Source organism: Ensifer adhaerens (genome assembly GCF_002007205.1).
Classification (GTDB): domain Bacteria; phylum Pseudomonadota; class Alphaproteobacteria; order Rhizobiales; family Rhizobiaceae; genus Ensifer; species Ensifer adhaerens_D.
The window spans coordinates 97,027-121,433 of sequence record NZ_LAZS01000014.1 but is presented as its reverse complement, the minus strand read 5'-3'; the positions used below and the strand labels follow the sequence as shown (position 1 = coordinate 121,433).

The following is a 24,407-nucleotide window of genomic DNA, read 5'->3' as shown; positions in this document are numbered from 1 at the left end:
TCATGTCGATTCTCGTCAATAAGAACACCAAGGTCCTCGTTCAGGGCCTGACCGGCAAGACCGGCACCTTCCACACCGAACAGGCGCTCGCCTATTACGGCACGCAGATGGTCGGCGGCATCCACCCGAAGAAGGGTGGCGAAACCTGGACCGGCTCCAAGGGCGAAACCCTGCCGATCTTCGCATCGGTTGCCGAAGGCCGTGAAAAGACCGGTGCGGACGCATCCGTGATCTATGTTCCGCCGGCAGGTGCCGCGGACGCGATCATCGAGGCGATCGATGCGGAAATCCCGTTCATCACCTGCATCACCGAAGGCATCCCGGTTGCCGACATGGTGCGCGTCAAGGCTCGCCTCGACCGCTCCAAGTCGCGCCTGCTCGGCCCGAACTGCCCCGGCATCCTCACGCCGGAAGAATGCAAGATCGGCATCATGCCGGGCTCGATCTTCCGCAAGGGTTCGGTCGGCATCGTCTCGCGCTCCGGCACGCTGACATATGAAGCCGTGTTCCAGACCTCCAACGAAGGCCTCGGCCAGACGACGGCTGTCGGCATCGGCGGCGACCCGGTCAAGGGCACCGAGTTCATCGACGTGCTGGAGATGTTCCTGGCGGACGAAGCCACGACCTCGATCATCATGATCGGCGAAATCGGCGGCTCGGCCGAAGAGGACGCGGCGCAGTTCCTCATCGACGAGGCCAAGAAGGGCCGCAAGAAGCCGATGGCCGGCTTCATCGCGGGCCGTACCGCACCGAAGGGCCGCACCATGGGTCACGCCGGCGCCGTCGTTTCCGGCGGCAAGGGCGATGCGGAATCCAAGATCGCCGCGATGGAGCAGGCAGGCATCCGCGTGTCGCCGTCGCCGGCCCGTCTCGGCAAGACGCTGGTCGAAGTCCTCAAGGGCTGACCTAAAGACTTCTGACCGGGCCGGAGTGATCCGGCCCGGTCAATCTGCAGTCCGCGTGTTTCCTTGGCTGATGGAAGATCAGGATACGCGGCAATCAAGTGCCACGGTGACCCCGGCGCGTCCTCGAGGATGCGCGGCGCCGTAGGAAAGGGCGCTAGCGCGCCGAACGAACATGAACGACCGGGATACCCGGCAACCCAACTCAGTCAGGAGGCGGACAAGAACAGTCCGCGTGAGACCATGACAAGGCAAGAGGCCAACGAGCAATTCCAGCTCACTTCGTTTCTGGACGGCGCCAATGCCGCCTATATCGAGCAGCTCCATGCACGCTACGAGGCGGACCCCGCGTCCGTGTCGGCCGAATGGCAGGCCTTCTTCAAGGCGCTCGCCGACCGGCCCGAAGACGTCGTGAAGGCAGCCAAGGGCGCCTCCTGGAAAAAGAACAACTGGCCGATCCCGGCCAATGGCGAACTCGTCTCCGCGCTTGATGGCGACTGGGGCACGGTCGAGAAGGTCATCGAGAAGAAGGTCAAGGCAAAGGCCGAGGAAACGGCTGCTGCCACCGGCGCTGCTGTCAGCGACGCAGACATCCTTCAGGCGACGCGCGATTCCGTGCGCGCCATCATGATGATCCGCGCCTACCGCGCCCGTGGCCACCTGCACGCCAAGCTCGACCCGCTCGGCCTTGCCGCCCCGGTCGAGGACTACAACGAACTTTCGCCCTCGAACTACGGTTTCGACGACAAGGATCTCGACCGCAAGATCTTCATCGACAACGTGCTCGGCCTCGAATACGCGTCGATCCGCGAGATGGTCGAAATCCTCGAGCGCACCTATTGTTCGACGATCGGCGTCGAATTCATGCACATGTCCAACCCGGAAGAGAAAGCCTGGATCCAGGAACGCATCGAAGGGCCGGACAAGGGTGTCGAGTTCACGCCCGAGGGCAAGAAGGCGATCCTGCAGAAGCTGATCGAGTCGGAAGGCTTCGAGCAGTTCATCGACGTCAAGTACAAGGGCACCAAGCGCTTCGGCCTCGACGGCGGTGAATCGCTGATCCCGGCGCTCGAGCAGATCATCAAGCGCGGCGGCCAGGAAGGTCTGAAGGAAATCGTTCTCGGCATGGCCCACCGCGGCCGCCTGAACGTGCTGTCCCAGGTCATGGCCAAGCCGCACCGCGCCATCTTCCACGAGTTCAAGGGCGGCTCCTACGCGCCTGACGAGGTCGAAGGCTCGGGCGACGTGAAGTACCATCTCGGCGCTTCCTCCGACCGCGAGTTCGACGGCAACAAGGTGCACCTGTCGTTGACGGCAAACCCCTCGCACCTCGAAATCGTCAACCCGGTGGTCATGGGCAAGGCGCGCGCCAAGCAGGACCAGATGGCGACCGTCTTCGAAGGCGACATCATTCCCTTGCGCGAACGCTCCAAGGTCATGCCGCTGCTGCTGCACGGCGACGCTGCGTTCGCCGGCCAGGGCGTGATTGCTGAAATCCTCGGCCTTTCCGGCCTGCGCGGCCACCGCGTCGCCGGCACGGTCCACGTCATCATCAACAACCAGATCGGCTTCACCACCAATCCGGCCTTCTCGCGCTCGTCGCCCTATCCGTCCGACGTCGCCAAGATGATCGAAGCGCCGATCTTCCACGTCAACGGCGACGATCCGGAAGGCGTCGTCTACGCGGCCAAGATCGCCACCGAATTCCGGATGAAGTTCCACAAGCCTGTCGTCATCGACATGTTCTGCTACCGCCGCTTCGGTCACAACGAAGGCGACGAGCCGGCGTTCACCCAGCCGAAGATGTACAAGGTCATCCGCGCCCACAAGACGGTCGTCCAGCTCTATTCGGACCGCCTGATCGCCGAGGGACTGATCTCCGAAGGCGAAGTCGAGAAGATGAAGGCCGACTGGCGCGCCCACCTCGAGCAGGAGTTCGAGGCCGGCCAGTCCTACAAGCCGAACAAGGCCGACTGGCTCGACGGCGCCTGGTCGGGCCTGCGCTCGGCCGACAACCAGGACGAACAGCGCCGCGGCAAGACCTCGGTGCCGATGAAGCAGCTGAAGGAAGTCGGCCGCAAGATCTCCGAGATCCCGGCAGGCTTCAATGCCCACCGCACGATCCAGCGTTTCATGGAAAACCGCGCCCAGATGATCCAGACCGGCGAGGGCGTCGACTGGGCCATGGCAGAAGCGCTCGCCTTCGGCACGCTGGTCACGGAAGGCACCAAGATCCGCCTGTCGGGCCAGGACTGCGAACGCGGCACCTTCTCGCAGCGCCACTCGGTGCTCTACGATCAGCAGAGCGAAGAGCGCTACATCCCGCTTGCGAACCTGTCGCCGACCCAGGCGCGCTACGAGGTCATCAACTCGATGCTCTCGGAAGAGGCGGTGCTCGGCTTCGAATACGGCTATTCGCTTGCCCGTCCGAACGCGCTGACCCTCTGGGAAGCCCAGTTCGGCGACTTCGCCAACGGTGCGCAGGTCGTCTTCGACCAGTTCATCTCGTCGGGCGAACGCAAGTGGCTGCGCATGTCGGGTCTCGTCTGCCTGCTGCCGCACGGCTATGAGGGCCAGGGTCCGGAGCACTCGTCGGCCCGCCTCGAGCGCTTCCTGCAGCTCTGCGCCGAAGACAACATGCAGGTCGCCAACGTCACGACGCCGGCGAACTACTTCCACATCCTGCGCCGCCAGGTGAAGCGCGACTTCCGCAAGCCGCTCGTGCTGATGACGCCGAAGTCGCTGCTGCGCCACAAGCGTGCGGTCTCCAGCCTGTCGGAAATGGCCGGCGAGAGCTCGTTCCACCGCCTGCTGTGGGACGATGCCGAGGTGATCAAGGACGGCCCGATCAAGCTGCAGAAGGACTCGAAGATCCGTCGCGTCGTGCTCTGCTCGGGCAAGGTCTACTACGACCTGCTCGAAGAGCGCGAAAAGCGCGGCATCGACGACATCTACCTGCTGCGCGTCGAACAGCTCTATCCGTTCCCGGCCAAGGCGCTCATCAACGAGCTCAGCCGCTTCCGCAACGCGGAGATGGTCTGGTGCCAGGAAGAGCCGAAGAACATGGGCGCCTGGTCGTTCATCGACCCGTACCTCGAATGGGTTCTCGCCCATATCGACGCCAAGTATCAGCGCGTGCGCTACACCGGTCGTCCGGCTGCCGCATCGCCGGCGACGGGCCTGATGTCGAAGCACCTGGCGCAGCTTGCCGCCTTCCTCGAGGACGCGCTGGGGGGCTGACGCTCCCCACGCTCTGAGCCACCAGAAACAGATATCTGATCAACGGAACAAAAATCATGGCAACAGAAATCCGCGTTCCCACCCTTGGCGAATCCGTCAGCGAAGCGACCGTCGGCACCTGGTTCAAGAAGGTCGGCGACGCCATCAAGGCCGATGAACCCCTGCTCGAACTCGAAACCGACAAGGTGACGATCGAAGTCCCGGCTCCGGCCGCAGGCACGCTCTCCGAAATCGTCGCCCAGGCCGGCGAGACCGTCGGCCTCGGCGCACTGCTTGGCCAGATCGCTGCCGGTGCCGCCGGCGCTGCCGCGGCCGCTCCGGCTGCCGCCCCCGAAAAGAAGGCCGAGCCGGCCGCTGCCGCTCCGACTGCCCCGGCTGCTGCTGCAGCTCCGGCCGCCTCGTCGATGCCGCCGGCACCGTCGGCTGGCAAGCTGCTTGCCGAAAGCAACCTTTCCGCCGACCAGATCGACGGTTCCGGCAAGCGTGGCCAGGTGCTGAAGGGTGATGTGCTTGCAGCCGTTGCCAAGGGCATCTCGACGCCGGCCGCTTCCGAGCCGGCCAAGGTCCAGGCCCGTGCGCCGTCGACGGCCGAAGACGTCGTTCGCGAAGAGCGCGTCAAGATGACCCGTCTGCGCCAGACGATTGCCCGTCGCCTCAAGGACGCGCAGAACACCGCCGCCATGCTCACCACCTACAACGAGGTGGACATGAGCGCTGTCATGTCGCTGCGCAACAAGTACAAGGACATCTTCGAGAAGAAGCACGGTGTGAAGCTCGGCTTCATGGGCTTCTTCACCAAGGCCGTGACCCACGCGCTGAAGGAAATCCCTGCTGTCAACGCCGAGATCGACGGCACGGACATCATCTACAAGAACTACTGCCACATCGGCGTTGCCGTCGGCACCGACAAGGGTCTTGTGGTTCCGATCGTTCGCGATGCCGACCAGATGTCGATCGCCGAGATCGAGAAGGACATCGGCCGTCTCGGCAAGGCAGCCCGTGACGGCGCGCTGTCGATGGCCGACATGCAGGGCGGCACCTTCACCATCTCCAACGGCGGCGTCTATGGCTCGCTGATGTCCTCGCCGATCCTCAACGCACCGCAGTCGGGCATCCTCGGCATGCACAAGATCCAGGACCGCCCGGTCGCCATCGGCGGCCAGGTCGTTATCCGTCCGATGATGTACCTTGCGCTTTCCTACGATCACCGCATCGTCGATGGCAAGGAAGCCGTGACCTTCCTCGTCCGCGTCAAGGAAAGCCTGGAAGATCCGGAGCGCCTGGTTCTCGATCTCTAATATTCGCAAACGGCGGGGGCGCCTTTCGTGCCTCCGCCGGTCGCCGTCAGCGACCCCGCACGGCGAAGACTGTCTTTGCGGGTTGGCCGAAGAGACTGGCCCAACCGGGCCGATGATGCCGATCTGAACCGCTCCTGCGATTGCGAGGGATGATGGAAGCCGCTGCAGCGTCGACTGAAATCTGGGTGCTTGGCTGGAGCGTGGTGTTCCTGATCGCGCATATCCTGGTGCAGGCGCTGTCGCTCGACCTGTCCGGCGATTTTACGATCAAGTACCTGCTCGGCCCGCGCGACGAGCAGCGGGCGCCCAAGAGCGTGGTGTCCGGTCGTCTGCTGCACTCGCTTCACAACATGCTGGAGACCTTTCCTGCCTTCGTCGCGCTTGCGCTCGCGCTCGCGGTGACCGGCAAGACCGGCGGTCTCGGCGCCATCGGGGCGGTGACCTGGCTTCTGGCACGGGTGGTTTACACCACTCTCTACGTGGCCGGCGTTCCCGTGCTGCGTACCCTCGTCTGGTTCGTGTCGATCATCGCGCTGCTGCTGATGGTCGTCCGGCTCATGGCATAGCATCCCGGCGACAAGGCAAGAGGAGACTGGCATGGCATTCGGACCCGACGTTCCGCCGATCCAGGCGCATGTCTGCGTCAAGGACGGTCTTTCCGCCATCGCCTTCTACGAGAAGGCTCTTGGCGCGGTGAACACGTTCCACGCGATGGCCGAAGACGGCAAACGGGTGATGCACGCCAATCTGGCGATCTACGGCGGCGAGGTGATGCTGCACGACGAGTTCCCCGAATTCGGCGGAAGCGTGCTGTCGCCGAACACGATCGGCGGCACCGGCGTTGCGATCAGCATCAATCTGGCGAAGCCTGCCGATGTCGACGCGGCCTATGACAGGGCGATGGCCGCCGGGGCATCGACAGTTCTGGAGCCGCAGGATACCTTCTGGCACGCACGCTACGCGCGCATCAAGGATCCCTTCGGCCACGTCTGGGCCTTCAACGCACCGGTCGCAAACCCATGAGCCAGTATTTCCTCGAACTCGCATCGCTGATGGCGATCTTCGCCTTCGCCATCGTCTCTCCCGGCGCCGACCTCGCCATGGTCATGCGCCAGTCGATCGTGCATGGCCGTCGCCCGGCGATCATCACGTCCTTCGGCATCGGCACGTCGCTGATGTTCCATGTGACCTACACGATCCTCGGCCTCGGGCTGATCATTTCGCAGTCGATCTACCTGTTCAACATCGTCAAATGGTGCGGTGTCGCTTACCTGATCTATATCGGCGTCAAGGCGCTTCGGGCCGGCCAGACCGAGATCAAGGTCGACCACACGGAAAACGACGGGCCGGTCAAGAGCCAGTCGGCGGCCAAGGCCTTCGGCCTCGGTTTCGCCGCCAATGCGCTGAACCCCAAGCCGGTGTTCTTCTTCCTGTCGATCTTCTCGACCGTCGTCAGCGCACACACGCCGATCCTCGTCAAGTTCGGCTATGGCCTCGTCATGGCTTCCTGCCTGATCCTCTGGTTCGTCGGCGTCAGCCTGTTCATGACGACGCCGCGCATGCGCGCCGCCTTCACCCGCGCCAGCAAGTGGATCGACCGCGCCAGCGGTGTGGTCTTCATCGCGCTCGGTCTCAAGCTCGCGACGGAGAAGGCCGCCTGATCATGCTCTCCAGTCGTCTCCTTTCAGTCCTGTTCGGCCTCGCCTTTGCTGCGCCGGCGATCGCCGCCGACTGCAAGCAGTCGCACGCGATCTATGGCGACCGCGACGGGGGCTATGAACTGCGCTTCGAACCGGTCGGCTCGGCGAGCGCGGCAACGAGCAACCACTTCAAGGTGGCGGTTCTGAAACCCGGCCTGCTGCTCGATGGCGTCGTGATGCCGGCGGGCGAGCCGGAACGGGCGACCGGACTGATCATGCACAATTGCCCCGAAGGGGATGCGACCGGCGAGGAACTGCGCGCCTGCACGGTGTGGCAGGGCGTCGTCTATGCGCTCGACAAGGCCGGCGCAATCAGCGAGATCCCGGCCGAAACCGAACTGGCAGCCGAGCAATTGCTGCTGCCCGATTTCGGGCCGTCGCTTCGGGCCTCGACCGCCTGGGGCAAAGGCAAGGCGGAGGCCGACAGCTGGGACGCCTTTACGCTCAAGGGATGTGCCGCATGAGCGAGAGCCCCGTCCTTCTTGTAACCGGCGGCAGCCGCGGCATCGGCGCAGCAATCTGCCTTGGCGCGGCAAAGGCCGGCTGGCGGGTCGCGGTCAACTTTGCCACGAACCGTGACGCGGCCGACGCGGTTATCGATGCAATCAAGTCGGTTGGCGGTGAAGCGATCGCGGTTCAGGGCGACGTCGGTTCCGAGGCGGATATCCAGGCGATTTTTGCGGCTGTCGATACGGCTTTCGGCCGGCTGGATGGTCTCGTCAACAATGCGGGCATCGTCGGTCAGACGGCCCGCGTCGACGAGATGTCCGTCGATCGGCTGGAGCGCATGTTCCGCATCAACATCACCGGCTCCATCCGTTGTGCCGCAGAAGCCGTTCGCCGCATGTCGACGCGCTACGGCGGCAAGGGCGGCGTCATCGTCAACATCTCCTCGATGGCTGCCGTGCTCGGTTCGTCGGCGCAATACGTCGACTACGCCGCCTCGAAGGGTGCGATCGATACCTTCACCACGGGCCTTTCGCGCGAGGTGGCTGCTGAAGGCATTCGCGTCAACGCGATCCGGCCCGGCATCATCGATACCGAGATCCACGCTTCCGGCGGCCTGCCGGACCGGGCGCGCGATCTCGCCCACACCATTCCCGTCCAGCGACCCGGCTCTGCCGAGGAGGTTGCTGACGCGGTTCTCTATCTCCTGTCGGATAAGGCGACTTATGTGACGGGGGCAATTCTCAATGTCAGCGGCGGACGGTAACCGTCCTGAAGGAAGGATATACTAATGGCTTATGATCTCATCGTTATCGGCAGCGGCCCCGGCGGCTATGTCTGCGCCATCAAGGCGGCTCAGCTCGGCCTGAAGGTGGCCGTCGTCGAGAAGCGCGCCACCTATGGCGGCACCTGCCTCAACATCGGCTGCATCCCGTCGAAGGCGCTGCTGCATGCTTCCGAGGTGTTCCATCAGGTCGCCCACGGTGTTGACGCGCTCGGCGTCGAAGTCGCGGCGCCGAAGCTGAACCTCGAAAAGATGATGGCCCACAAGGACGCGACGGTTAAGGCCAACGTCGACGGCGTTTCGTTCCTGTTCAAGAAGAACAAGATCGACGGCATCCAGGGCACCGGCAAGGTGCTCGGCCAGGGCAAGGTCTCCGTCACCAACGACAAGGGCGAGGAACAGATCCTCGAAACCAAGAACATCGTGATCGCCACCGGCTCCGACGTCGCCGGCATCCCGGGCGTTCAGGTCGATATCGACGAGAAGGTGATCATCTCGTCGACGGGCGGCATCGCGCTCGAAAAGGTTCCGGCCAACATGATCGTCGTCGGCGGCGGTGTCATCGGCCTCGAGCTCGGCTCGGTCTGGGCGCGCCTCGGCGCCAAGGTGACGGTCGTTGAATATCTCGACACGATCCTCGGCGGCATGGACGGCGAAGTCGCCAAGCAGTTCCAGCGCATGCTCGCCAAGCAGAACATGGACTTCAAGCTCGGCGCCAAGGTGACCGGTGTGGTCAAGGACGGCAAGGGTGCCAAGGTGACCTTCGAGCCGGTCAAGGGCGGTGACGCCCAGACGCTCGATGCCGACGTGGTGCTGATCGCCACTGGCCGCCGGCCCTACACCGACGGCCTCGGTCTGGACAAGGCCGGCGTCGTCATGGACCAGCGCGGCCGGGTCGAGATCGATCATCACTACCAGACGAGCGTTGCCGGCATCTACGCGATCGGCGACGTCGTGCGTGGCCCGATGCTCGCCCACAAGGCCGAGGACGAAGGTGTCGCCGTTGCGGAAATCCTCGCCGGCCAGGCCGGTCACGTGAACTACGACGTGATCCCGAGCGTGGTCTACACCCAGCCGGAAGTCGCCTCCGTCGGCAAGACCGAGGAAGAGCTGAAGGCTGCGGGCGTTGCCTACAAGGTCGGCAAGTTCCCATTCACCGCCAACGGCCGTGCGCGCGCCATGCTCGCCACCGACGGTTTCGTCAAGATCCTCGCCGACAAGGAAACGGACCGGGTGCTCGGCGGCCATATCGTCGGCTTCGGTGCCGGCGAGATGATCCACGAGATCGCCGTGCTGATGGAATTCGGCGGTTCCTCGGAAGACCTGGGCCGCACCTGCCACGCGCACCCGACCATGTCGGAAGCGGTCAAGGAAGCAGCACTTTCGACCTTCTTCAAGCCGATCCATATGTAAGGATCCTGCAGGGGGCTGCGATCAAGCGGCCCCCCTGTTCCCGGCCGCGTTTCTTGCGCGCCGGCTGCCGATTGTGGCCATTACCACCTCGGCGGCGTCAGCGTCCGCTGACATTGCCGCCATCGGCATTTCTGGTCGCCAAGCGACCGTATCACTCCTCGGAAGCGGACCTGAGGGCGTGGAAACGCTCCTCGAACTCGCGCCTCAGGCTGCGCCGTGCCTCGGCAGCGCGCTGCCGGCGTTTGCGGTCGGCTGTGTCGGTGACAAGGGCCGGAACCGGGGTCGGGCTGCCGTCGGCATCGACGGCAACCATGGTGAAGTAGCAGGAATTGGTGTGGCGGCGCTCGCCGCTCCTGATGTTCTCGGCCTCGACCCGGATACCGATTTCCATCGAGGTGCGGCCGGCATTGTTGACAGCGGCGCGGAAGGTGACGAGCTCGCCGACATGGATCGGCTGGCGGAAGGTGACCTGGTCGACCGAGAGCGTCACGGCATATTGCTGCGAGTAGCGCGAGGCGCAGGAGAACGCCACGCGGTCGAGAAGATTGAGCAGCGCGCCGCCGTGGACCTTGCCGCTGAAGTTCGCCATGTCCGGCGTCATCAGCACGACCATTTCGAGTTCGCGCGGGTCATGGCTGGTTTCCATCTTTATCTCCTCAGTGGATGCGATTGCGGCGTCTGACCCGAGTTATGCGGGCTTGCTGCCGTGAAGGGAAGGGTGGTCTTGCTGGCGGGAGGCGTCAGGTGTGACGATTGGCCCGGGGGCTGCGACAAGCGGCGGCCTGTGCAGCAGGGGAAAGGGGCGCAATCATGCTTCATCACGCATGATGCGTCAGGAGGAACCATGAAACCGAGAGCCGTGGCCGCGTCCTTGCCGAACCGGCATCTTCCAAATGCCGACTGGGCGGATCGCTTCGAGCTCGCCCTCGACGGCAAGGGAATGACCGCTGCGCAAGCCGCGGAGCTGTCGCTGGGCCGTTCGCCCCGCTGGGTCCGCGACCTGCTGCGTCTGCGCAACCGCGCCGTCTCGCTTATTGGCCTGAAGTCCGCGGCGCCGAAGCCGGGGCGTCTTGGGTTGGTGGGCGCGTTCCCGGTGCTGTCGAGGACCGACGACGAGGTGGTGCTGGGGTTCGACGACAAACATCTCGATTTTCGCATCGTCGTCGATGTCAGGGCAGGATCCGCGGTCAACCAGATCGTCGGCGTCACGACGCTGATCCGCCGCCACAACACGCTGGGGCGCATCTACCTGGCGGCAGTGATGCCGTTTCACAAGATGATCGTGCCGACGCTTCTTGAAGGTGTGGGCCGGCCGGGTTTCTAACTGCTCGTCGCCGTCCGCACGCTGTTTTTCAACCCGGATAGCAGCACGTCCAGATTGTCGACCGCCTTGCCAAGTCGCGGCTGAGGATCATCCGCCTCGGCAATCCAGAGCGCCGCATCGGCAAGCGCGCCATTGATCATCCGCGCCAAGGTCTCGGCATCCGCTTGCCGCACGATGCCCGCGGCCATCATCGCCGAGAGCTTGGCGGCAAGCGAAGCGAGGCATTGGCGTCTGCTCGGCTCCAGCACGCTTGCTCCGAGAAATGCCGGCGCATCCTTCAATACGATCTGCCGGATCTCCGGTTCGAGCGCCATCTCCAGATAGAGCCTGCAGCGTCGCACGAAACCATCCCATGGGTGCGGCGTTTCGGAGGCGGCGTCGAGCCGTGCATCCATCTCGCCGTCCAGGGTCTCCACGACCGCACGCAGCAGCCCCTTCTTGTCGCCGAAATGATGGTAGAGCGCGCCGCGCGTGAGGCCGGCCGACGCGGTGAAATCGTCCATGGAGGTCTCGGCGTAGCCGTTGCGGCTGAAGGCATCCCTCGCGGCGGCAATCAGCTTGCCCCGCGTTTCGGCAATCATGTCGCTGCGCGCGCGCCTCGTCATTTGCAATTCCTTCCGCATACGTTTCGTATATTAATTGACATGCGAAGCGTATGTCAATATCACTCCCATACGCGGCGTATGCGAATGACGCGACGCTCAGGCATGTATTACAGGAGTTTTCATGGCCAATCCCTATGCACAGATCTTCGCCGCAAGAGGCACGGTCGGCTTTGCCCTGGCGGGACTGGTGTCGCGCCTGCCGCTGTCGATGATGGGCATTGGCATCATCACCATGCTGGCCCAGTCGCGCGGCAGTTACGGACTTGCCGGCGGCGTCGCTGCCGCCTTCACGCTTGCCTCAGCGCTTCTGGCGCCACAGGTATCGCGGCTCGTCGATCGGTTCGGCCAAAGCCGCGTCCTGCCGGTTGCCGCCGCGCTCAGCGCTCTCGGCACGTCTGCGCTCCTCATCTCGACCCATTGGCAGGCGCCGGACTGGACGCTTTTCGTCTTTGCAATCCTTGCTGGGTGCACGCCGAGCATGTCGGCGATGACCCGGGCGCGCTGGACAGAACTCTATCGGGGTCGCCCCGAACTCAAGACCGCCTTCTCGCTCGAATCGGTCTTCGACGAGATCTGCTTCATCGTCGGACCGCCGATCGCCGTCGGCCTCAGTGTCGGCCTGTTTCCCGAAGCCGGACCGCTGGCGGCCGCCCTCTGCCTCGCCGTCGGCGTCACCGCCTTCGTGTTGCAGAAGGGCACCGAGCCGCCCGTCAAACCGGCAGAAACGATCGCGCCGGGGTCGGTTCTTCGCTACCCCACGCTGCGCGTGCTGATCGTGGCGCTTGCCGGCATGGGCATCATCGTCGGCACGATCGACGTGGTCAGCGTCGCCTTTGCGGAAGCCGAGGGACGACCGGCGGCTGCAAGCCTGGTGCTTTCGCTCTATGCGCTCGGTTCCTGCATCGCCGGCCTGGCGTTCGGCGCGGTCAGGGTCGGCCTGCCGCTGCCGAAGCTGTTCCTGATCGGTGCGGGCATGACGGCCGCCAGCACTTTGCCGCTGCTGTTTGCCGGCGGCATCGGCAGTCTGGCGGTCATGATGTTCATATCGGGCGTATTCTTCGCGCCGACGATGATCGTTGCCTTGAGCATCGGCGAAACCGCCGTGCCGCCGTCGAAACTGACGGAGGGACTGACCTGGCTGACGACCGGCCTCGGGATCGGGGTTGCTGCGGGTGCTGCGGTGTCAGGGGGCGTGGTCGCGCGCTTCGGCGTGTCTGCCGGCTTCACCATCGCGCTGGCCGCCGGTGCCTTGATCCTTGGCGCTGCGTTCTGGGGCTATCGCCGCCTGTCGCGGATTGAGGGTGATGATGACATCGCAAGTGCGTCCGAGGTCGTTTCGCGCGCAGGTGCGCAAAGCTGAGAAGGGACGGCGTTCCGGAGGGCACCCGCGGGCTGCCGGTCTCGTCAGTTGGCGCGCGTGACTGTGAAGCCCTGGGCGCGCAGCAGCTCGAGCAGGCCTTCCTTGCCGGGCAGGTGCAGCGCGCCGACGGCCATGAAGGCGCCGCCGTCCTTCAGGATCGGCGCGGCGCGCGTCGCCATGGTCTTGTTGCGATCGACAATGATGCGCTGCTCGAAATCGGCATAGCCGAAATCCTCGGCACTCTTGTCCGACACGGCTTTCATCATCGGCATGATCATGCCGGTGTCGCCGGCGAGGTAGAGATCGGTCATCGTCGCGAAGACGTCGTCGATCGTCTTGCCGAGCGCCAGCGTCTCGATGAGCGCGCGCAGATGCAGCTCGGTCGGCAGCGAGTCCATGGCGGCGAGTTGCTCGACCAGCGTTTCCAGGCCCTTCAGCGTCTTGCCCTGACTGACGGCATCCTCGGCGATCTTCTTGTCGAGGAAGGAGGCGCCCGCCGCCTTGCGGGTCATTTCGCAGGCGGGAAGCGCGACGAAGCTCGCGATCATCCAGGGCTTCATGCGGGAAACCAGCGTCAGCGGAATGCCGCGTGCCTTGAGGCCCGCTTCGAGCTGTTCGCGCTCGCCCGGCTTCAGGAAGTCGGCGATCGTTTTGTTGTCCGGAAGCATGGTGAGATCGGGTCGCATCAGGATCGCGGCGGCCGACTTCTTCTCGTCGATGATCTCGTCCGATTCGACGATGACGGTCGAGGCTGCCTCGAAGGCGGCGGGCGCCTCAAGCGGCAGGGCCAGCACACGCGGATCGGTGACGTGCATCGTGCCGAGCAGCCAGGACGGCGGGACACCGTCCTTCTCGATCTTCCAGAAGATGCCCTTGCTGTTCGGGACGGCAGCGGCTTCCGCTTCGAGCGCGGCCAGTTTCGTCGGGTCGGATTTTGCAAGCGCGGTCAGAACATTCGCGCCACCACATTCGACCTCCGTGGCATCGGCCTTAGAAACGAAGACGAGAGCGACGACGAGGCAGGCGGCGAGCAGGACATGCAGCAGGGCGACCAGCCAGAGAGCGCCGTCGGCGAGCCGCACAAGCAGGTGTCGCGGCAGGTTTCGCTCAGGTCTCGCAAAGGCGGTCATCGTTTTCCTCGACAGTCGCATGGTCAATGGTCGACCCTAGGCCCGGGCCGGTCACGGCTTCCTTAACGGGCATGGTTAATCCACCTCTCCGCCGAAAATCAGGCGCGCGGATGGGCACGGTCGTAGATCTCCAGAAGCCGGGCCGAATCGACGCCGGTATAGACCTGGGTGGTCGACAGGCTGGCATGGCCGAGCAGTTCCTGAATGGTCCTGAGATCGCCGCCGCCGGCAAGCAGATGGGTGGCGAAGGAATGGCGCAAGGCGTGCGGCGTCGCGGTCTCGGGCAGGCCGAGCGCGCCGCGCAGCTTCTGCATCTCGCGCTGGATGATCGCCGGCTGCAGCTTGGCGCCGCGCGCACCGCGAAACAATGGCTCGTCTGCCGTGGGATGATAGGGGCAGAGCTTGAGGTAGGTGGCGACGGCCTGACGTGCGGCCTCGATCAGCGGCACGATGCGGGTCTTGTCGCCCTTGCCGATGATGCGCAGCGACGATGGCGCGCCGGCAAATTCCGACGGCGTGAGGCCGAGCGCTTCGGAAATGCGCAGGCCGCAGCCATAGAGCAGGGTCAGCACCGCTGCGTTGCGTGCGGCGATCCAGGGTTCCTCGGCAAGCTGCGCCTCCGATGTTACCACATTCAGCGCGTCGCGGTCTGTGAGCGGCTTCGGTAGCGATTTCGGTTGCTTGGGCGAACGCACCGCAGCCGCACCGGCCGCATTGGCAAGGCCGTTGCGTTCGAGGTAGCGCAGGAAGGAGCGAAGCCCGGCGAGCCCGCGGCCGAGCGTGCGCGCGCCGGCACCGCCCTTGCGACGCTGGGCAAGGAAGCCGCGCAGATCCGCCGGCCTCAGCGTCCGGATATCGGAAAGCCGCGGCGGCCCGGCGAGATGGCCGGTGAGAAACGTCAGGAACTGTCGCGTGTCGCGCTCATAGGCCTCGACGGTGTTGTCGGAGAGACGGCGCTCCCGCATGAGCCCGTCCAGCCAGCGCTGGCGCTCGGCGAGTAGCTCCGGATGGCCGATGACGAGAAGCTCGTTCATTGTCGCTTTCCATTGATGGTCCGCCCGCGACAATGCCCTGACGCATCTTATGTTTTTGCTAATGCACCCTTGGAATTTGTCATCCTTCGATCATATAGAATTGCGATGGTCAGCCGCAAACAAACGGATCGGACTATGGCGGGACGGGATTCGGTGAACGGGATCGCGCATTTTGCTGAAGTAATCGCCCTGGTTTCCCAGGGGCAGCCCGGCCACATCGTCGACACCCTGATCGCAGAGCGCGGGCAGCGGATCGTCAAGAGCCCGCTATGGCCGTTGATGCGACCTTTTCTCTATGCATTGCTGAACTATCGCAAGGCGCACGAGTTCGCCGATGCGGTCGGGAACATGCCTGGTTTCCAGGCCTTCGAGCATCTGAGTTCGCTGCTCTCGCTGGAGGTGCGCGTCGACCGGGCCGAGCGCATACCGCAGAAGGGCGGCTTCCTGCTCGTCAGCAACCACCCGACCGGTATTGCCGACGGCATCGCCGTCTTCGACCTTCTGAAGTCGCGGCGACCGGACATGATGTTCTTCGCCAATCGCGATGCCATTCGCGTCAACCCGCGTTTCGTCGAAATGGTCATTCCGGTCGAATGGCGCGAGGAACACAAGAGCAAGCTGAAGGCGCGCGAGACGCTGCAGGTCACCAACCGGGCGATCGGCGAGGGCAAGGCGACGGTGCTCTTCCCCTCCGGCCGCATCGCCTATTGGGCGGATGGCTGCCTCAACGAGCGGCCGTGGAAGACGTCGGCGGTGGGCTTTGCGCGCAAATACGGCTTGCCGATCCTGCCTGTGCATATGAGCGCCCGAAATTCCGGCCTGTTCTACTGGTTCGCCAAGTGGTCGACCGAGCTGCGCGACATGACCGTGTTCCACGAGCTGCTGAACAAGAAGGGCGACCTCTTCGACTTCCGTATCGGCAATCTGATCCCGCCGGAGGCGCTGGACGGTGAGGCTGGCGAGGTGACGAAGGCGCTGGAAAGGCACACGGTCTTCGATCTGGCGATCGATGCCGACGCGGCGTTCCAGCCCAAACTGCAGGTAGCAGCAGCGCTCTAGCACATGCCGCGCCATCCCGGCCGGGCTTCACGCCGGATGGCGGATCGGCTAGGTCTTGCACCATGCAGCTTCAATCCATGTTCGCCGAAAACTACCGTTCGTTGAAGTCGATCCGCATGGATCTGACCGGGGTCAACCTGTTCATCGGTGAGAACGGCGTCGGCAAGTCCAATCTCTACCGCGCGCTTCAGCTGGTGCAATCGGCAACGCGCGGCACGCTTGCGCGCGAGATTGCCGAGGAGGGCGGCATGTCCTCGGCGCTCTGGAGCGGCCGCCGACGCGCCGACAAGCCGGTGCGCATCCGGCTGGAAACCGAGCTTCTGGACGAAGAACGCGCGATCACCTTCCGTTACCGCATCGAGGCTGGACTGCGCCCACCTCCGCCTGCCGCCGGGTTCGCCTACGAGCCACAGGTCAAGGAAGAGGAGCTGACGGTCGAAACCGGCCGCCGGCCGGTGACCATGATGAAGCGCTCCGGGCCCGGCATCTTCGTGCGCGGCGAACGCGGACGGATGGAGGACTATCCGGAGCAGGCGCTGACATCAGAAACGGCGATCTCGCTGCTCGGTGATGCCGGTCACTATCCGGAGGTCGGCACCTTCCGCCGCGCCGTCGATCAGTGGCGGTTCTTCCACGGCTTCCGCACCGACCGCGAATCGCCCCTGCGGCTGCCTTGTCTCGCCGTCACCGCCCCGATGCTGGATGAGACAGGCGTCAACATGGCGGCGGTTTTTGCCACTCTCCGGCACACGCGCGAGGACACGGTCGATCTCGACCGGGCCATCGCCGATGCGTTCGGCGGCGCTTACCTCGATGTTCCCGAACCTGGCCAGTTCGCCGAATTTTCGCTGGTCTTTCCGGATTTTCCCAGCCGGCCGTTTTCGCCGCGCGAGCTTTCCGACGGGCAGATGCGTTTCCTGGCGCTGGCGGCGGCGTTGCTGTCCTACCGCCGTCCCCGCTTCATCGCGCTCAACGAGCCGGAGACCAGCCTGCACCCGGACATGCTGCCGGCGCTTGCCGACATGATCGCCAGCGCGTCGCGCGAAAGCCAGATCTGGATCGTCACCCATTCGGAGCGGCTGGCGCAGGAAGTGCGTCAACGCTCGGGCATTCGTCCGCGGCGAGTGATCCGCAAGGACAGCGCCACCTGGATCGACGGCATGCGGCTGACAGGGCTGATGGACGATGACGAGTAGGCAACAAAAAAGCCCGGCGCGGTGGCCGGGCTCTTTCTGAACTTTCCTGAAAGTATCAGGCGATCTTCTGGCCGGTCTTGGCCCAGTCGGCCAGGAACAGTTCCAGGCCCTTGTCGGTCAGCGGGTGCTTGACCAGCGCCTTCAGGGTTGCCGGCGGTGCAGTGACGACGTCGGCGCCGATGAGGGCGGCTTCCTTGACGTGGTTGACCGTGCGGATCGAGGCGGCGAGGATCTCGGTCTCGTAGCCGTAGTTGTCGAAGATGTGGCGAATTTCGCGGATCAGGTCCATGCCGTCAAACGCGATGTCGTCGAGGCGGCCGACGAAGGGCGAAACGAAGGTCGCGCCGGCCTTGGCGGCGAGCAGCGCCTGGTTGGCCGAGAAGCACAGCGTTACGTTGGTCTGGTGACCGTCCGAGGTCAGTGCCTTGCAGGCCTTGAGGCCGTCGAGCGTCAGCGGCAGCTTGATGCAGATGTTGTCGGCGATCTTCGAGAGAACGGCCGCTTCCTTCATCATCTCGGCATATTCGGTCGCGGTCACTTCAGCCGAAACCGGGCCCTCGACGATGCCGCAGATTTCCTTGGTGACTTCCGTGATGTCGCGGCCCGACTTCAGGATCAGCGACGGGTTGGTGGTGACGCCATCGAGAAGGCCGAGATCGTTCAGCTCGCGGATTTCCTTGACGTCGGCGGTATCAACGAAAAATTTCATGGGGTCACTCCCTTGGGGCACGATTGCCGTTCGGGCGCATATCTACCGGGGAGGAATTCCGTTGGCAGAGATCGCGCGCGTTGAAACTCTGGTGGAACCGTGACAAACCCTGCGGCCTGCAAGGCTGCGGTTCGCAGCGCAGTTTTCTTTAACCGAAACACGTGGCAAGGTCACGGCAAAATGACTCGCGATTCAACCGATTTATTCGGCGATTTGCTCGGGCCTGTTTCGGCCCGTCGCGTCGTGCCGGTCCTGGTGCCCATGCCGGCACCGAAAGCCTATTCCTATGCGGTTCCCGACACGATGGCGGTCGAGCCGGGTTCGATCGTGCAGGTGCCGCTCGGGCCCCGTCTCGTCGTCGGCGTGGTCTGGGATGGCGAGGATGACGGGACGGTCGATGCCAAGAAACTCAAATCGATCGAGAAGGTATTCGACTGCCCACCGCTGACGCGCGACATGCGTACCTTTCTCGATTGGGTGTCGACCTATACGGTCACGCCACCGGGGCTGGTCGCGCGGATGGCGCTTCGCGCCCCCGCGGCCTTTGATCCGGAGCCTATGGTCGAGGCGCTGCGCCTCACCGAGATGCGGCCGGAGCGCATGACGGCGGCGCGCGAGCGCGTGATTGCCGCTGCCGGCGACGGCTTCTCCTGGACACGCTCGGGGCTTGCGCATGCGGCGGGCACCTCGTCGAGCGTGATCGACGGGCTGACGCAGCAGGGTGTGTTTGAAACTGTCTTCATGGCACCGCCGCCGGTCGTCGCCTTGCCCGATCCCGATTTTGTCGCGCCCCGGCTCGAAGGTCCGCAGAAGGATGCGGCAGCCGATCTGCTGGCGGCGGTCGAAGCGGGCGGCTTTTCTGTATCACTGATCGACGGCATCACCGGCTCGGGCAAGACCGAGGTCTATTTCGAGGCGATCGCCGCGACGCTGCGCGCCGGCAAGCAGGTGCTGATCCTGCTTCCCGAAATCGCGCTGACGTCGAGTTTTCTCGAGCGCTTTCAGGATCGCTTCGGCTCGAAACCGGCCGAGTGGCACTCGGACCTCGCGCCGCGCACCCGCGAAAAGGTCTGGCGTCAGGTGACGACGGGAACGGTGCGGGTCGTTGCCGGTGCGCGCTCGGCGCTGTTTCTGCCGTTCGAGGAACTGGGCCTGATCATCGTCGATGAAGAACATGATCCGGCCTACAAGCAGGAAGACCGGGTCTTCTACAATGCACGCGACATGGCCGTCGTGCGCGGCCGTATCACCGGCTTTCCCGTCGTGCTCGTGTCGGCGACGCCGTCGGTCGAAAGCCGGGTCAATGGCGAAGTCGGCCGCTACAAGCCGATCCACCTGCCGACCCGTTTTGGTGATGCGGCGCTGCCGCGGCTCGGCGTGGTCGACATGCGCCAGCATCCGCCGGCACGCGGCGGCTTTCTGTCGCCGGTGCTCTTGAACCAGGTCGGCAAGGCTGTCGAGCGCGGTGAACAAGCGCTGCTCTTCCTCAACCGACGCGGTTACGCGCCCCTGACGCTCTGCCGCGTCTGCGGTCACCGCTTCCAGTGCCCGGATTGTTCCAGCTGGCTCGTCGAACATCGCTTCCGCGGGCAGATCCAGTGCCACCATTGCGGCTATTCCGAGCGCACGCCGGAGGCTTGCCCCGAGTGCGGCACGCTGGACCATCTCGTTGCCTGCGGTCCCGGGGTCGAGCGCATCGCCGAGGAGGTGGAACGGCATTTCCCCGAGGCGCGCACCATCGTGCTGTCTTCCGACCTGATGGGCGTCAAGCGTCTGCGGCTGGAACTCGACGCCATTGCCCGCGGCGAGGCCGACATCGTCATCGGCACGCAGCTCGTCGCCAAGGGGCACAATTTTCCGCTGATGACGCTGGTCGGCATCGTCGATGCCGACCTTGGCCTTGCCAATGGCGATCCGCGCGCGGCGGAGAGGACCTTCCAGCTGCTCTCGCAAGTAACGGGGCGTGCGGGGCGAACGGGCCTCAAGAGCCTCGGCCTCCTGCAGACCTACCAGCCTCAGCATCCGGTGATGCAGGCGATCGTTTCCGGCGATGCGGATGCGTTTTACGACCGCGAGATCGCCGAGCGCGAGAAGGCGCTGCTGCCGCCCTTCGGCCGCCTTGCCTCGCTGATCGTTTCGGCCGACACGCGCCAGGATGCCGAGGGCCACGCGCGGGGTTTGCGCATGGCAGCGCCCCGCACGGACGGCATCTCGATCCTCGGCCCAGCAGAAGCCCCGTTGGCACTGGTGCGCGGGAGGCACCGCTTCCGGCTGCTGGTGCATGGCCGGCGCAACAGCGACATGCAGGCCTTCGTCAAGGCGATGATCGCTGCCGGCCCGAAGGAACGCGGCTCGATCAGCGTCCAGCTCGACATCGATCCCCAAAGCTTCCTGTAATTCAAGTTTCCTGTGATCGTTGCATTGAAGAGCCCGCGGGCGATTCACAACCGGGGCGACATGCGCTAGAGGTCAGGGACGCATCGCTTCGGCCGAAGACGGGGCGGAGTGACAACGGGCGCATCGGCGGGACGAGGCATGGAGTTCTACATTCCGACGGAAACCGGCGAGTTCCTCGCCTTCTGCGCGGCGGCGGCAGCGGTGCTGATCGGCGTCGTCATGCTGTTTGCCCCGCGGCTGACCTTTCGCGCAGCCGGCATCGGCATTGCGGAGGGGCGGCGCGGTGGTTTTGCCGAGGCGCGCTCGACCATGGGCGGCATGCATGTCGGCCTCGGGCTTGCCGCCATCCTGCTGGCGCAGCCGATGGTGTATCTTGCTGTCGGTGCCGCCTTTGCGCTTGCCGCCTTCGGTCGAATTCTCTCCATGATGAGCGACAACGGCGCAACGCTCTACAACTGGACGGCGCTCCTCGTGCAGGCCGCACTCGCCATCCTTCCGCTCGCCTATGTCTTCGGCATGATCTGATCGCCGATCTCGCGTTTTCGCGATTCACATCCTCGGAAACCGATTTACGGCAAAATTCGGCCAAAGGTGGCCGACTTATGCCGCATTCCTGCCCTTCGCGTGTTGCGAGTCCAAACATCCTATGCTAGACGAACCGCGAATTGCGGGGGAAGTGGGTCGCCAGGCCTCGATATCCTGCAAATTATTGCAGCAAATTCAAGATCTTAAGTTGACGGCCCACCGCCAGCACGGTTCTTGGATGAAATTGAGAGAAGCTTGTGCCCGTGGCAGACACATCCCAGCTTATTTCCGGTGTTGCAGAAAGATATGCGTCCTCGCTTTTTGAGCTCGCGCTCGGCGCCAATTCCGTCGAGGCAGTGGGTGCGGATCTTAACCGCGTCCAGGCTCTGATCGACGGCAGCGACGACCTGAAGCGGCTGATCGTAAGCCCCGTCTTTTCTGCAGACGACCAGTTCAAGGCCATTTCGGCAGTTTCCGAAAAGGCTGGCATCTCCGGGCTCGTCGGTAACTTCCTCAAGGTTGTTGCGCGCAATCGCCGCCTCTTCGCGCTGCCGGGCATGATCAAGGCGTTTCGCCTGATCGCCGCGCGCCACCGGGGTGAAATCACTGCCGACGTAACGTCGGCCCATGCGCTCACAGCGGCGCAGCAAAACGAATTGAAGGCGACGCTCAAGGGCGTCACCGGCAAAGACGTGGCGGTCAGCGTCACCGTCGACCCGTCTATTCTTGGAGGTCTGATCGTCAAGGTCGGGTCCCGCCAGATTGACACTTCCCTTCGCACCAAACTCTCTACCCTTAAGCTTGCACTGAAAGAGGTCGGCTGATGGATATCCGCGCCGCGGAAATTTCCGCAATTCTCAAAGATCAGATCAAAAATTTCGGCCAGGAAGCAGAAGTCTCCGAAGTCGGTCAGGTGCTTTCCGTCGGTGACGGTATTGCCCGCGTCTACGGTCTCGACAATGTTCAGGCAGGCGAAATGGTCGAATTCCCGGGTGGAATTCGTGGCATGGCGCTGAACCTCGAAGCCGACAACGTCGGTGTCGTTATCTTCGGTTCGGACCGTGACATCAAGGAAGGCGACACCGTCAAGCGGACTGGCGCCATCGTGGACGTCCCGGTTGGTCCGGAACTGCTTGGCCGCGTCGTCGACGCGCTCGGCAACCCGATCGACGGCAAGGGCCCGATCAACGCCAAGCAGCGCTCGCGCGTCGACGTCAAGGCTCCGGGCATCATTCCGCGCAAGTCGGTGCATGAGCCGATGTCGACCGGCCTCAAGGCCATCGACGCCCTCATCCCGGTCGGCCGCGGCCAGCGCGAGCTCGTCATCGGCGACCGCCAGACCGGCAAGACCGCGATCATCCTCGACACGATCCTCAACCAGAAGGCCATTCACGACAATGGTCCGGAAGGTGACAAGCTGTATTGCGTCTACGTCGCAATCGGCCAGAAGCGTTCGACGGTTGCCCAGTTCGTGAAGGTTCTGGAAGAGCGTGGCGCTCTGCAGTACTCGATCATCGTTGCTGCGACGGCTTCCGACCCGGCTCCGATGCAGTATCTCGCACCGTTCGCCGGTTGCGCGATGGGCGAATACTTCCGTGACAACGGCAAGCACGCTCTCATCGGCTACGACGACCTGTCGAAGCAGGCCGTTTCCTACCGTCAGATGTCGCTGCTGCTGCGCCGCCCGCCGGGCCGCGAAGCTTACCCGGGCGACGTTTTCTACCTGCACTCCCGTCTGCTCGAGCGCGCTGCAAAGCTGAACGACGACATGGGCGCTGGCTCGCTGACGGCTCTGCCGGTCATCGAAACGCAGGGCAACGACGTTTCGGCGTTCATTCCGACCAACGTGATCTCGATCACCGACGGCCAGATCTTCCTTGAAACCGACCTGTTCTACCAGGGCATCCGTCCGGCCGTTAACGTCGGTCTGTCGGTTTCGCGCGTCGGTTCCGCCGCGCAGATCAAGGCGATGAAGCAGGTTGCCGGCTCGATCAAGGGCGAACTCGCCCAGTATCGCGAAATGGCCGCCTTCGCTCAGTTCGGTTCGGACCTCGACGCCGCTACGCAGCGCCTGCTGAACCGCGGTGCCCGCCTGACCGAACTCCTGAAGCAGCCGCAGTTCTCGCCGCTGAAGACGGAAGAGCAGGTCGCTGTCATCTTCGCAGGCGTCAACGGTTACCTCGACAAGCTGCCGGTCAACCAGGTCGGCAAGTTCGAGCAGGGCCTGCTTTCGTACATGCGTTCGGAAGGCAAGGACATCCTGGAAACCATCCGCAAGGACAAGGCGATCTCCGACGACGTCAAGGGCAAGCTGAAGGCTGCAATCGACAGCTTCGCCAAGTCTTTCGCCTGAGCGGATTTCATTTAGGACGGATAACGGATGCCTTCACTTAAGGATCTGAAGAACCGGATCGCCTCCGTCAAGGCGACGCAGAAGATCACCAAGGCGATGAAAATGGTCGCCGCGGCGAAGCTTCGGCGTGCGCAGGAGGCGGCCGAGGCCGCCCGGCCTTACTCGCAGCGCATGGCTGCCGTTCTCGCCAATATCGCCCAGGCGGTTGGCGCGGACGACAGCGCGCCTGCTCTGATGACCGGAACCGGCAAGGACGATACGCACCTTCTGGTCGTCTGCACGGCTGAACGCGGCCTTTGCGGCGGCTTCAACTCGCAGATCGCCCGTCACGCCCGCGACCACGTTCGCAAGCTGCTTGCAGCCGGCAAGACGGTCAAGATCATCTGCGTCGGCAAGAAGGGCTTCGATATTCTGCGCCGCGAATACGCGTCGCTGATCATCGATCGTGTCGACCTGCGTGAGGTCAAGAAGATCGGCTTTGAAAACGCCGACCAGATTGGCCACAAGGTCATCGCGCTCTTTGAAAAGGGCGAGTTCGATGTCTGCACGCTGTTCTATTCTGAGTTCAAGTCCGTTATCGCCCAGATTCCGACGGCTCAGCAACTGATCCCCGCTTCGGCCGGCCCGGTCGCAGCGGAAGCATCGGATGCTTCGGCCGTCTACGAGTATGAGCCGGACGCGGGCGCGATCCTCACCGATCTCATTCCGCGCAACATTTCCGTGCAGATCTTCCGGGCCCTGCTCGAGAACGTCGCCGGCGAAATGGGCGCGAAGATGAGCGCGATGGATAATGCGACGCGCAATGCTGGTGACATGATCAACAAGCTGACGCTGAACTACAACCGTCAGCGCCAGGCTCAGATCACCAAGGAACTCATTGAAATCATCTCGGGCGCGGAAGCGCTCTAAGGTTACGGAAAGAGGGTAAGGA

General features: G+C 64.0%; 23 protein-coding genes. 18 read left to right on the top strand and 5 right to left on the bottom strand.

Annotated elements, in window-relative coordinates:
• The first annotated feature begins 2 nt into the window (after positions 1-2).
• The 9 genes from sucD to lpdA all read left to right on the top strand — a co-directional run bounded on the left by sucD (position 3) and on the right by lpdA (position 9,784).
• Positions 3-905, top strand: coding sequence for a succinate--CoA ligase subunit alpha (sucD, locus tag XB14_RS30780; RefSeq protein ID WP_058321727.1), 903 nt, complete (start codon positions 3-5; stop codon positions 903-905).
• Between the two features lie 240 nt (positions 906-1,145).
• Positions 1,146-4,142: a 2-oxoglutarate dehydrogenase E1 component gene (locus XB14_RS30775; RefSeq protein WP_077968098.1), complete on the top strand. Its 2,997-nt coding sequence runs from the start codon at positions 1,146-1,148 to the stop codon at positions 4,140-4,142.
• Between the two features lie 56 nt (positions 4,143-4,198).
• Complete coding sequence (gene odhB / locus XB14_RS30770) at positions 4,199-5,440, top strand: 2-oxoglutarate dehydrogenase complex dihydrolipoyllysine-residue succinyltransferase (protein ID WP_077968095.1); 1,242 nt, start codon at positions 4,199-4,201, stop codon at positions 5,438-5,440.
• Positions 5,441-5,592: 152 nt separating this feature from the next.
• A complete protein-coding gene (locus tag XB14_RS30765) occupies positions 5,593-6,006 on the top strand; it encodes an MAPEG family protein (protein ID WP_077968093.1) in 414 nt (137 codons plus the stop codon).
• A 31-nt stretch (positions 6,007-6,037) separates the two neighbouring features.
• Positions 6,038-6,463, top strand: coding sequence for a VOC family protein (locus XB14_RS30760; protein WP_077968091.1), 426 nt, complete (start codon positions 6,038-6,040; stop codon positions 6,461-6,463).
• Positions 6,460-7,101, top strand: coding sequence for a LysE family translocator (locus XB14_RS30755; protein ID WP_077968083.1), 642 nt, complete (start codon positions 6,460-6,462; stop codon positions 7,099-7,101). Before XB14_RS30760 ends, XB14_RS30755 begins: the two co-directional genes overlap by 4 nt.
• 2 nt (positions 7,102-7,103) lie before the next feature.
• Positions 7,104-7,604 carry a hypothetical protein gene (locus tag XB14_RS30750; RefSeq protein ID WP_077968081.1) on the top strand — a complete coding sequence of 167 codons (501 nt, stop codon included), beginning with the start codon at positions 7,104-7,106 and terminating at the stop codon, positions 7,602-7,604.
• Complete coding sequence (locus tag XB14_RS30745; protein ID WP_077968079.1) at positions 7,601-8,353, top strand: SDR family oxidoreductase; 753 nt, start codon at positions 7,601-7,603, stop codon at positions 8,351-8,353. The genes XB14_RS30750 and XB14_RS30745 overlap by 4 nt, the downstream gene beginning before the upstream one ends.
• 24 nt (positions 8,354-8,377) lie before the next feature.
• Positions 8,378-9,784: a dihydrolipoyl dehydrogenase gene (gene lpdA, locus XB14_RS30740; RefSeq protein ID WP_077968077.1), complete on the top strand. Its 1,407-nt coding sequence runs from the start codon at positions 8,378-8,380 to the stop codon at positions 9,782-9,784.
• 151 nt (positions 9,785-9,935) lie between these two features.
• On the opposite strand, the gene XB14_RS30735 is transcribed toward lpdA, so the two are convergent.
• On the bottom strand, positions 9,936-10,430 hold the full coding sequence (locus tag XB14_RS30735; RefSeq protein ID WP_077968067.1) for an acyl-CoA thioesterase: 495 nt from the start codon (positions 10,428-10,430) through the stop codon (positions 9,936-9,938).
• A gap of 198 nt (positions 10,431-10,628) precedes the next feature.
• On the opposite strand from XB14_RS30735, the gene XB14_RS30730 reads away from it, so the two are divergent.
• Positions 10,629-11,108: a DUF2867 domain-containing protein gene (locus XB14_RS30730; protein WP_077968058.1), complete on the top strand. Its 480-nt coding sequence runs from the start codon at positions 10,629-10,631 to the stop codon at positions 11,106-11,108.
• On the opposite strand, the gene XB14_RS30725 is transcribed toward XB14_RS30730, so the two are convergent.
• Positions 11,105-11,713, bottom strand: a complete 609-nt coding sequence (locus tag XB14_RS30725; protein WP_077968056.1) for a TetR/AcrR family transcriptional regulator — start codon at positions 11,711-11,713, stop codon at positions 11,105-11,107. The genes XB14_RS30730 and XB14_RS30725 overlap by 4 nt on opposite strands.
• Before the next feature lie 121 nt (positions 11,714-11,834).
• Here XB14_RS30725 and XB14_RS30720 point away from each other — a divergent pair, with 121 nt between their 5' ends.
• Positions 11,835-13,073 carry an MFS transporter gene (locus tag XB14_RS30720; protein ID WP_077968054.1) on the top strand — a complete coding sequence of 413 codons (1,239 nt, stop codon included), beginning with the start codon at positions 11,835-11,837 and terminating at the stop codon, positions 13,071-13,073.
• 44 nt (positions 13,074-13,117) lie between these two features.
• On the opposite strand, the gene XB14_RS30715 is transcribed toward XB14_RS30720, so the two are convergent.
• Positions 13,118-14,203, bottom strand: coding sequence for a TraB/GumN family protein (locus tag XB14_RS30715; RefSeq protein WP_077968046.1), 1,086 nt, complete (start codon positions 14,201-14,203; stop codon positions 13,118-13,120).
• A gap of 98 nt (positions 14,204-14,301) precedes the next feature.
• Positions 14,302-15,237, bottom strand: a complete 936-nt coding sequence (locus tag XB14_RS30710; RefSeq protein WP_077968044.1) for a tyrosine recombinase XerC — start codon at positions 15,235-15,237, stop codon at positions 14,302-14,304.
• Positions 15,238-15,372: 135 nt separating this feature from the next.
• Between XB14_RS30710 and XB14_RS30705 the strand changes: the two genes are divergently transcribed.
• Together XB14_RS30705 and XB14_RS30700 are read left to right on the top strand one after the other, a co-directional pair.
• Positions 15,373-16,296, top strand: coding sequence for a GNAT family N-acetyltransferase (locus XB14_RS30705; RefSeq protein WP_077968042.1), 924 nt, complete (start codon positions 15,373-15,375; stop codon positions 16,294-16,296).
• 62 nt (positions 16,297-16,358) lie between these two features.
• On the top strand, positions 16,359-17,492 hold the full coding sequence (locus tag XB14_RS30700) for an AAA family ATPase (RefSeq protein ID WP_077968041.1): 1,134 nt from the start codon (positions 16,359-16,361) through the stop codon (positions 17,490-17,492).
• A 55-nt stretch (positions 17,493-17,547) separates the two neighbouring features.
• Here XB14_RS30700 and fsa read toward each other — a convergent pair whose 3' ends face one another.
• Positions 17,548-18,201 (bottom strand): fructose-6-phosphate aldolase, encoded by a 654-nt coding sequence (fsa, locus tag XB14_RS30695; RefSeq protein WP_077968040.1) that lies wholly within the window; start codon positions 18,199-18,201, stop codon positions 17,548-17,550.
• A 180-nt stretch (positions 18,202-18,381) separates the two neighbouring features.
• Here fsa and XB14_RS30690 point away from each other — a divergent pair, with 180 nt between their 5' ends.
• The 5 genes from XB14_RS30690 to XB14_RS30670 all read left to right on the top strand — a co-directional run bounded on the left by XB14_RS30690 (position 18,382) and on the right by XB14_RS30670 (position 24,385).
• Positions 18,382-20,598 (top strand): primosomal protein N', encoded by a 2,217-nt coding sequence (locus XB14_RS30690; protein WP_077968038.1) that lies wholly within the window; start codon positions 18,382-18,384, stop codon positions 20,596-20,598.
• A gap of 138 nt (positions 20,599-20,736) precedes the next feature.
• Complete coding sequence (locus XB14_RS30685; RefSeq protein ID WP_077968036.1) at positions 20,737-21,123, top strand: DUF4345 domain-containing protein; 387 nt, start codon at positions 20,737-20,739, stop codon at positions 21,121-21,123.
• Positions 21,124-21,380: 257 nt separating this feature from the next.
• Complete coding sequence (locus tag XB14_RS30680; protein WP_077968034.1) at positions 21,381-21,947, top strand: F0F1 ATP synthase subunit delta; 567 nt, start codon at positions 21,381-21,383, stop codon at positions 21,945-21,947.
• Positions 21,947-23,476, top strand: coding sequence for a F0F1 ATP synthase subunit alpha (gene atpA, locus XB14_RS30675; RefSeq protein ID WP_034802507.1), 1,530 nt, complete (start codon positions 21,947-21,949; stop codon positions 23,474-23,476). The genes XB14_RS30680 and atpA overlap by 1 nt, the downstream gene beginning before the upstream one ends.
• 27 nt (positions 23,477-23,503) lie before the next feature.
• Positions 23,504-24,385, top strand: a complete 882-nt coding sequence (locus XB14_RS30670; protein WP_077968033.1) for a F0F1 ATP synthase subunit gamma — start codon at positions 23,504-23,506, stop codon at positions 24,383-24,385.
• Positions 24,386-24,407: the final 22 nt, after the last annotated feature.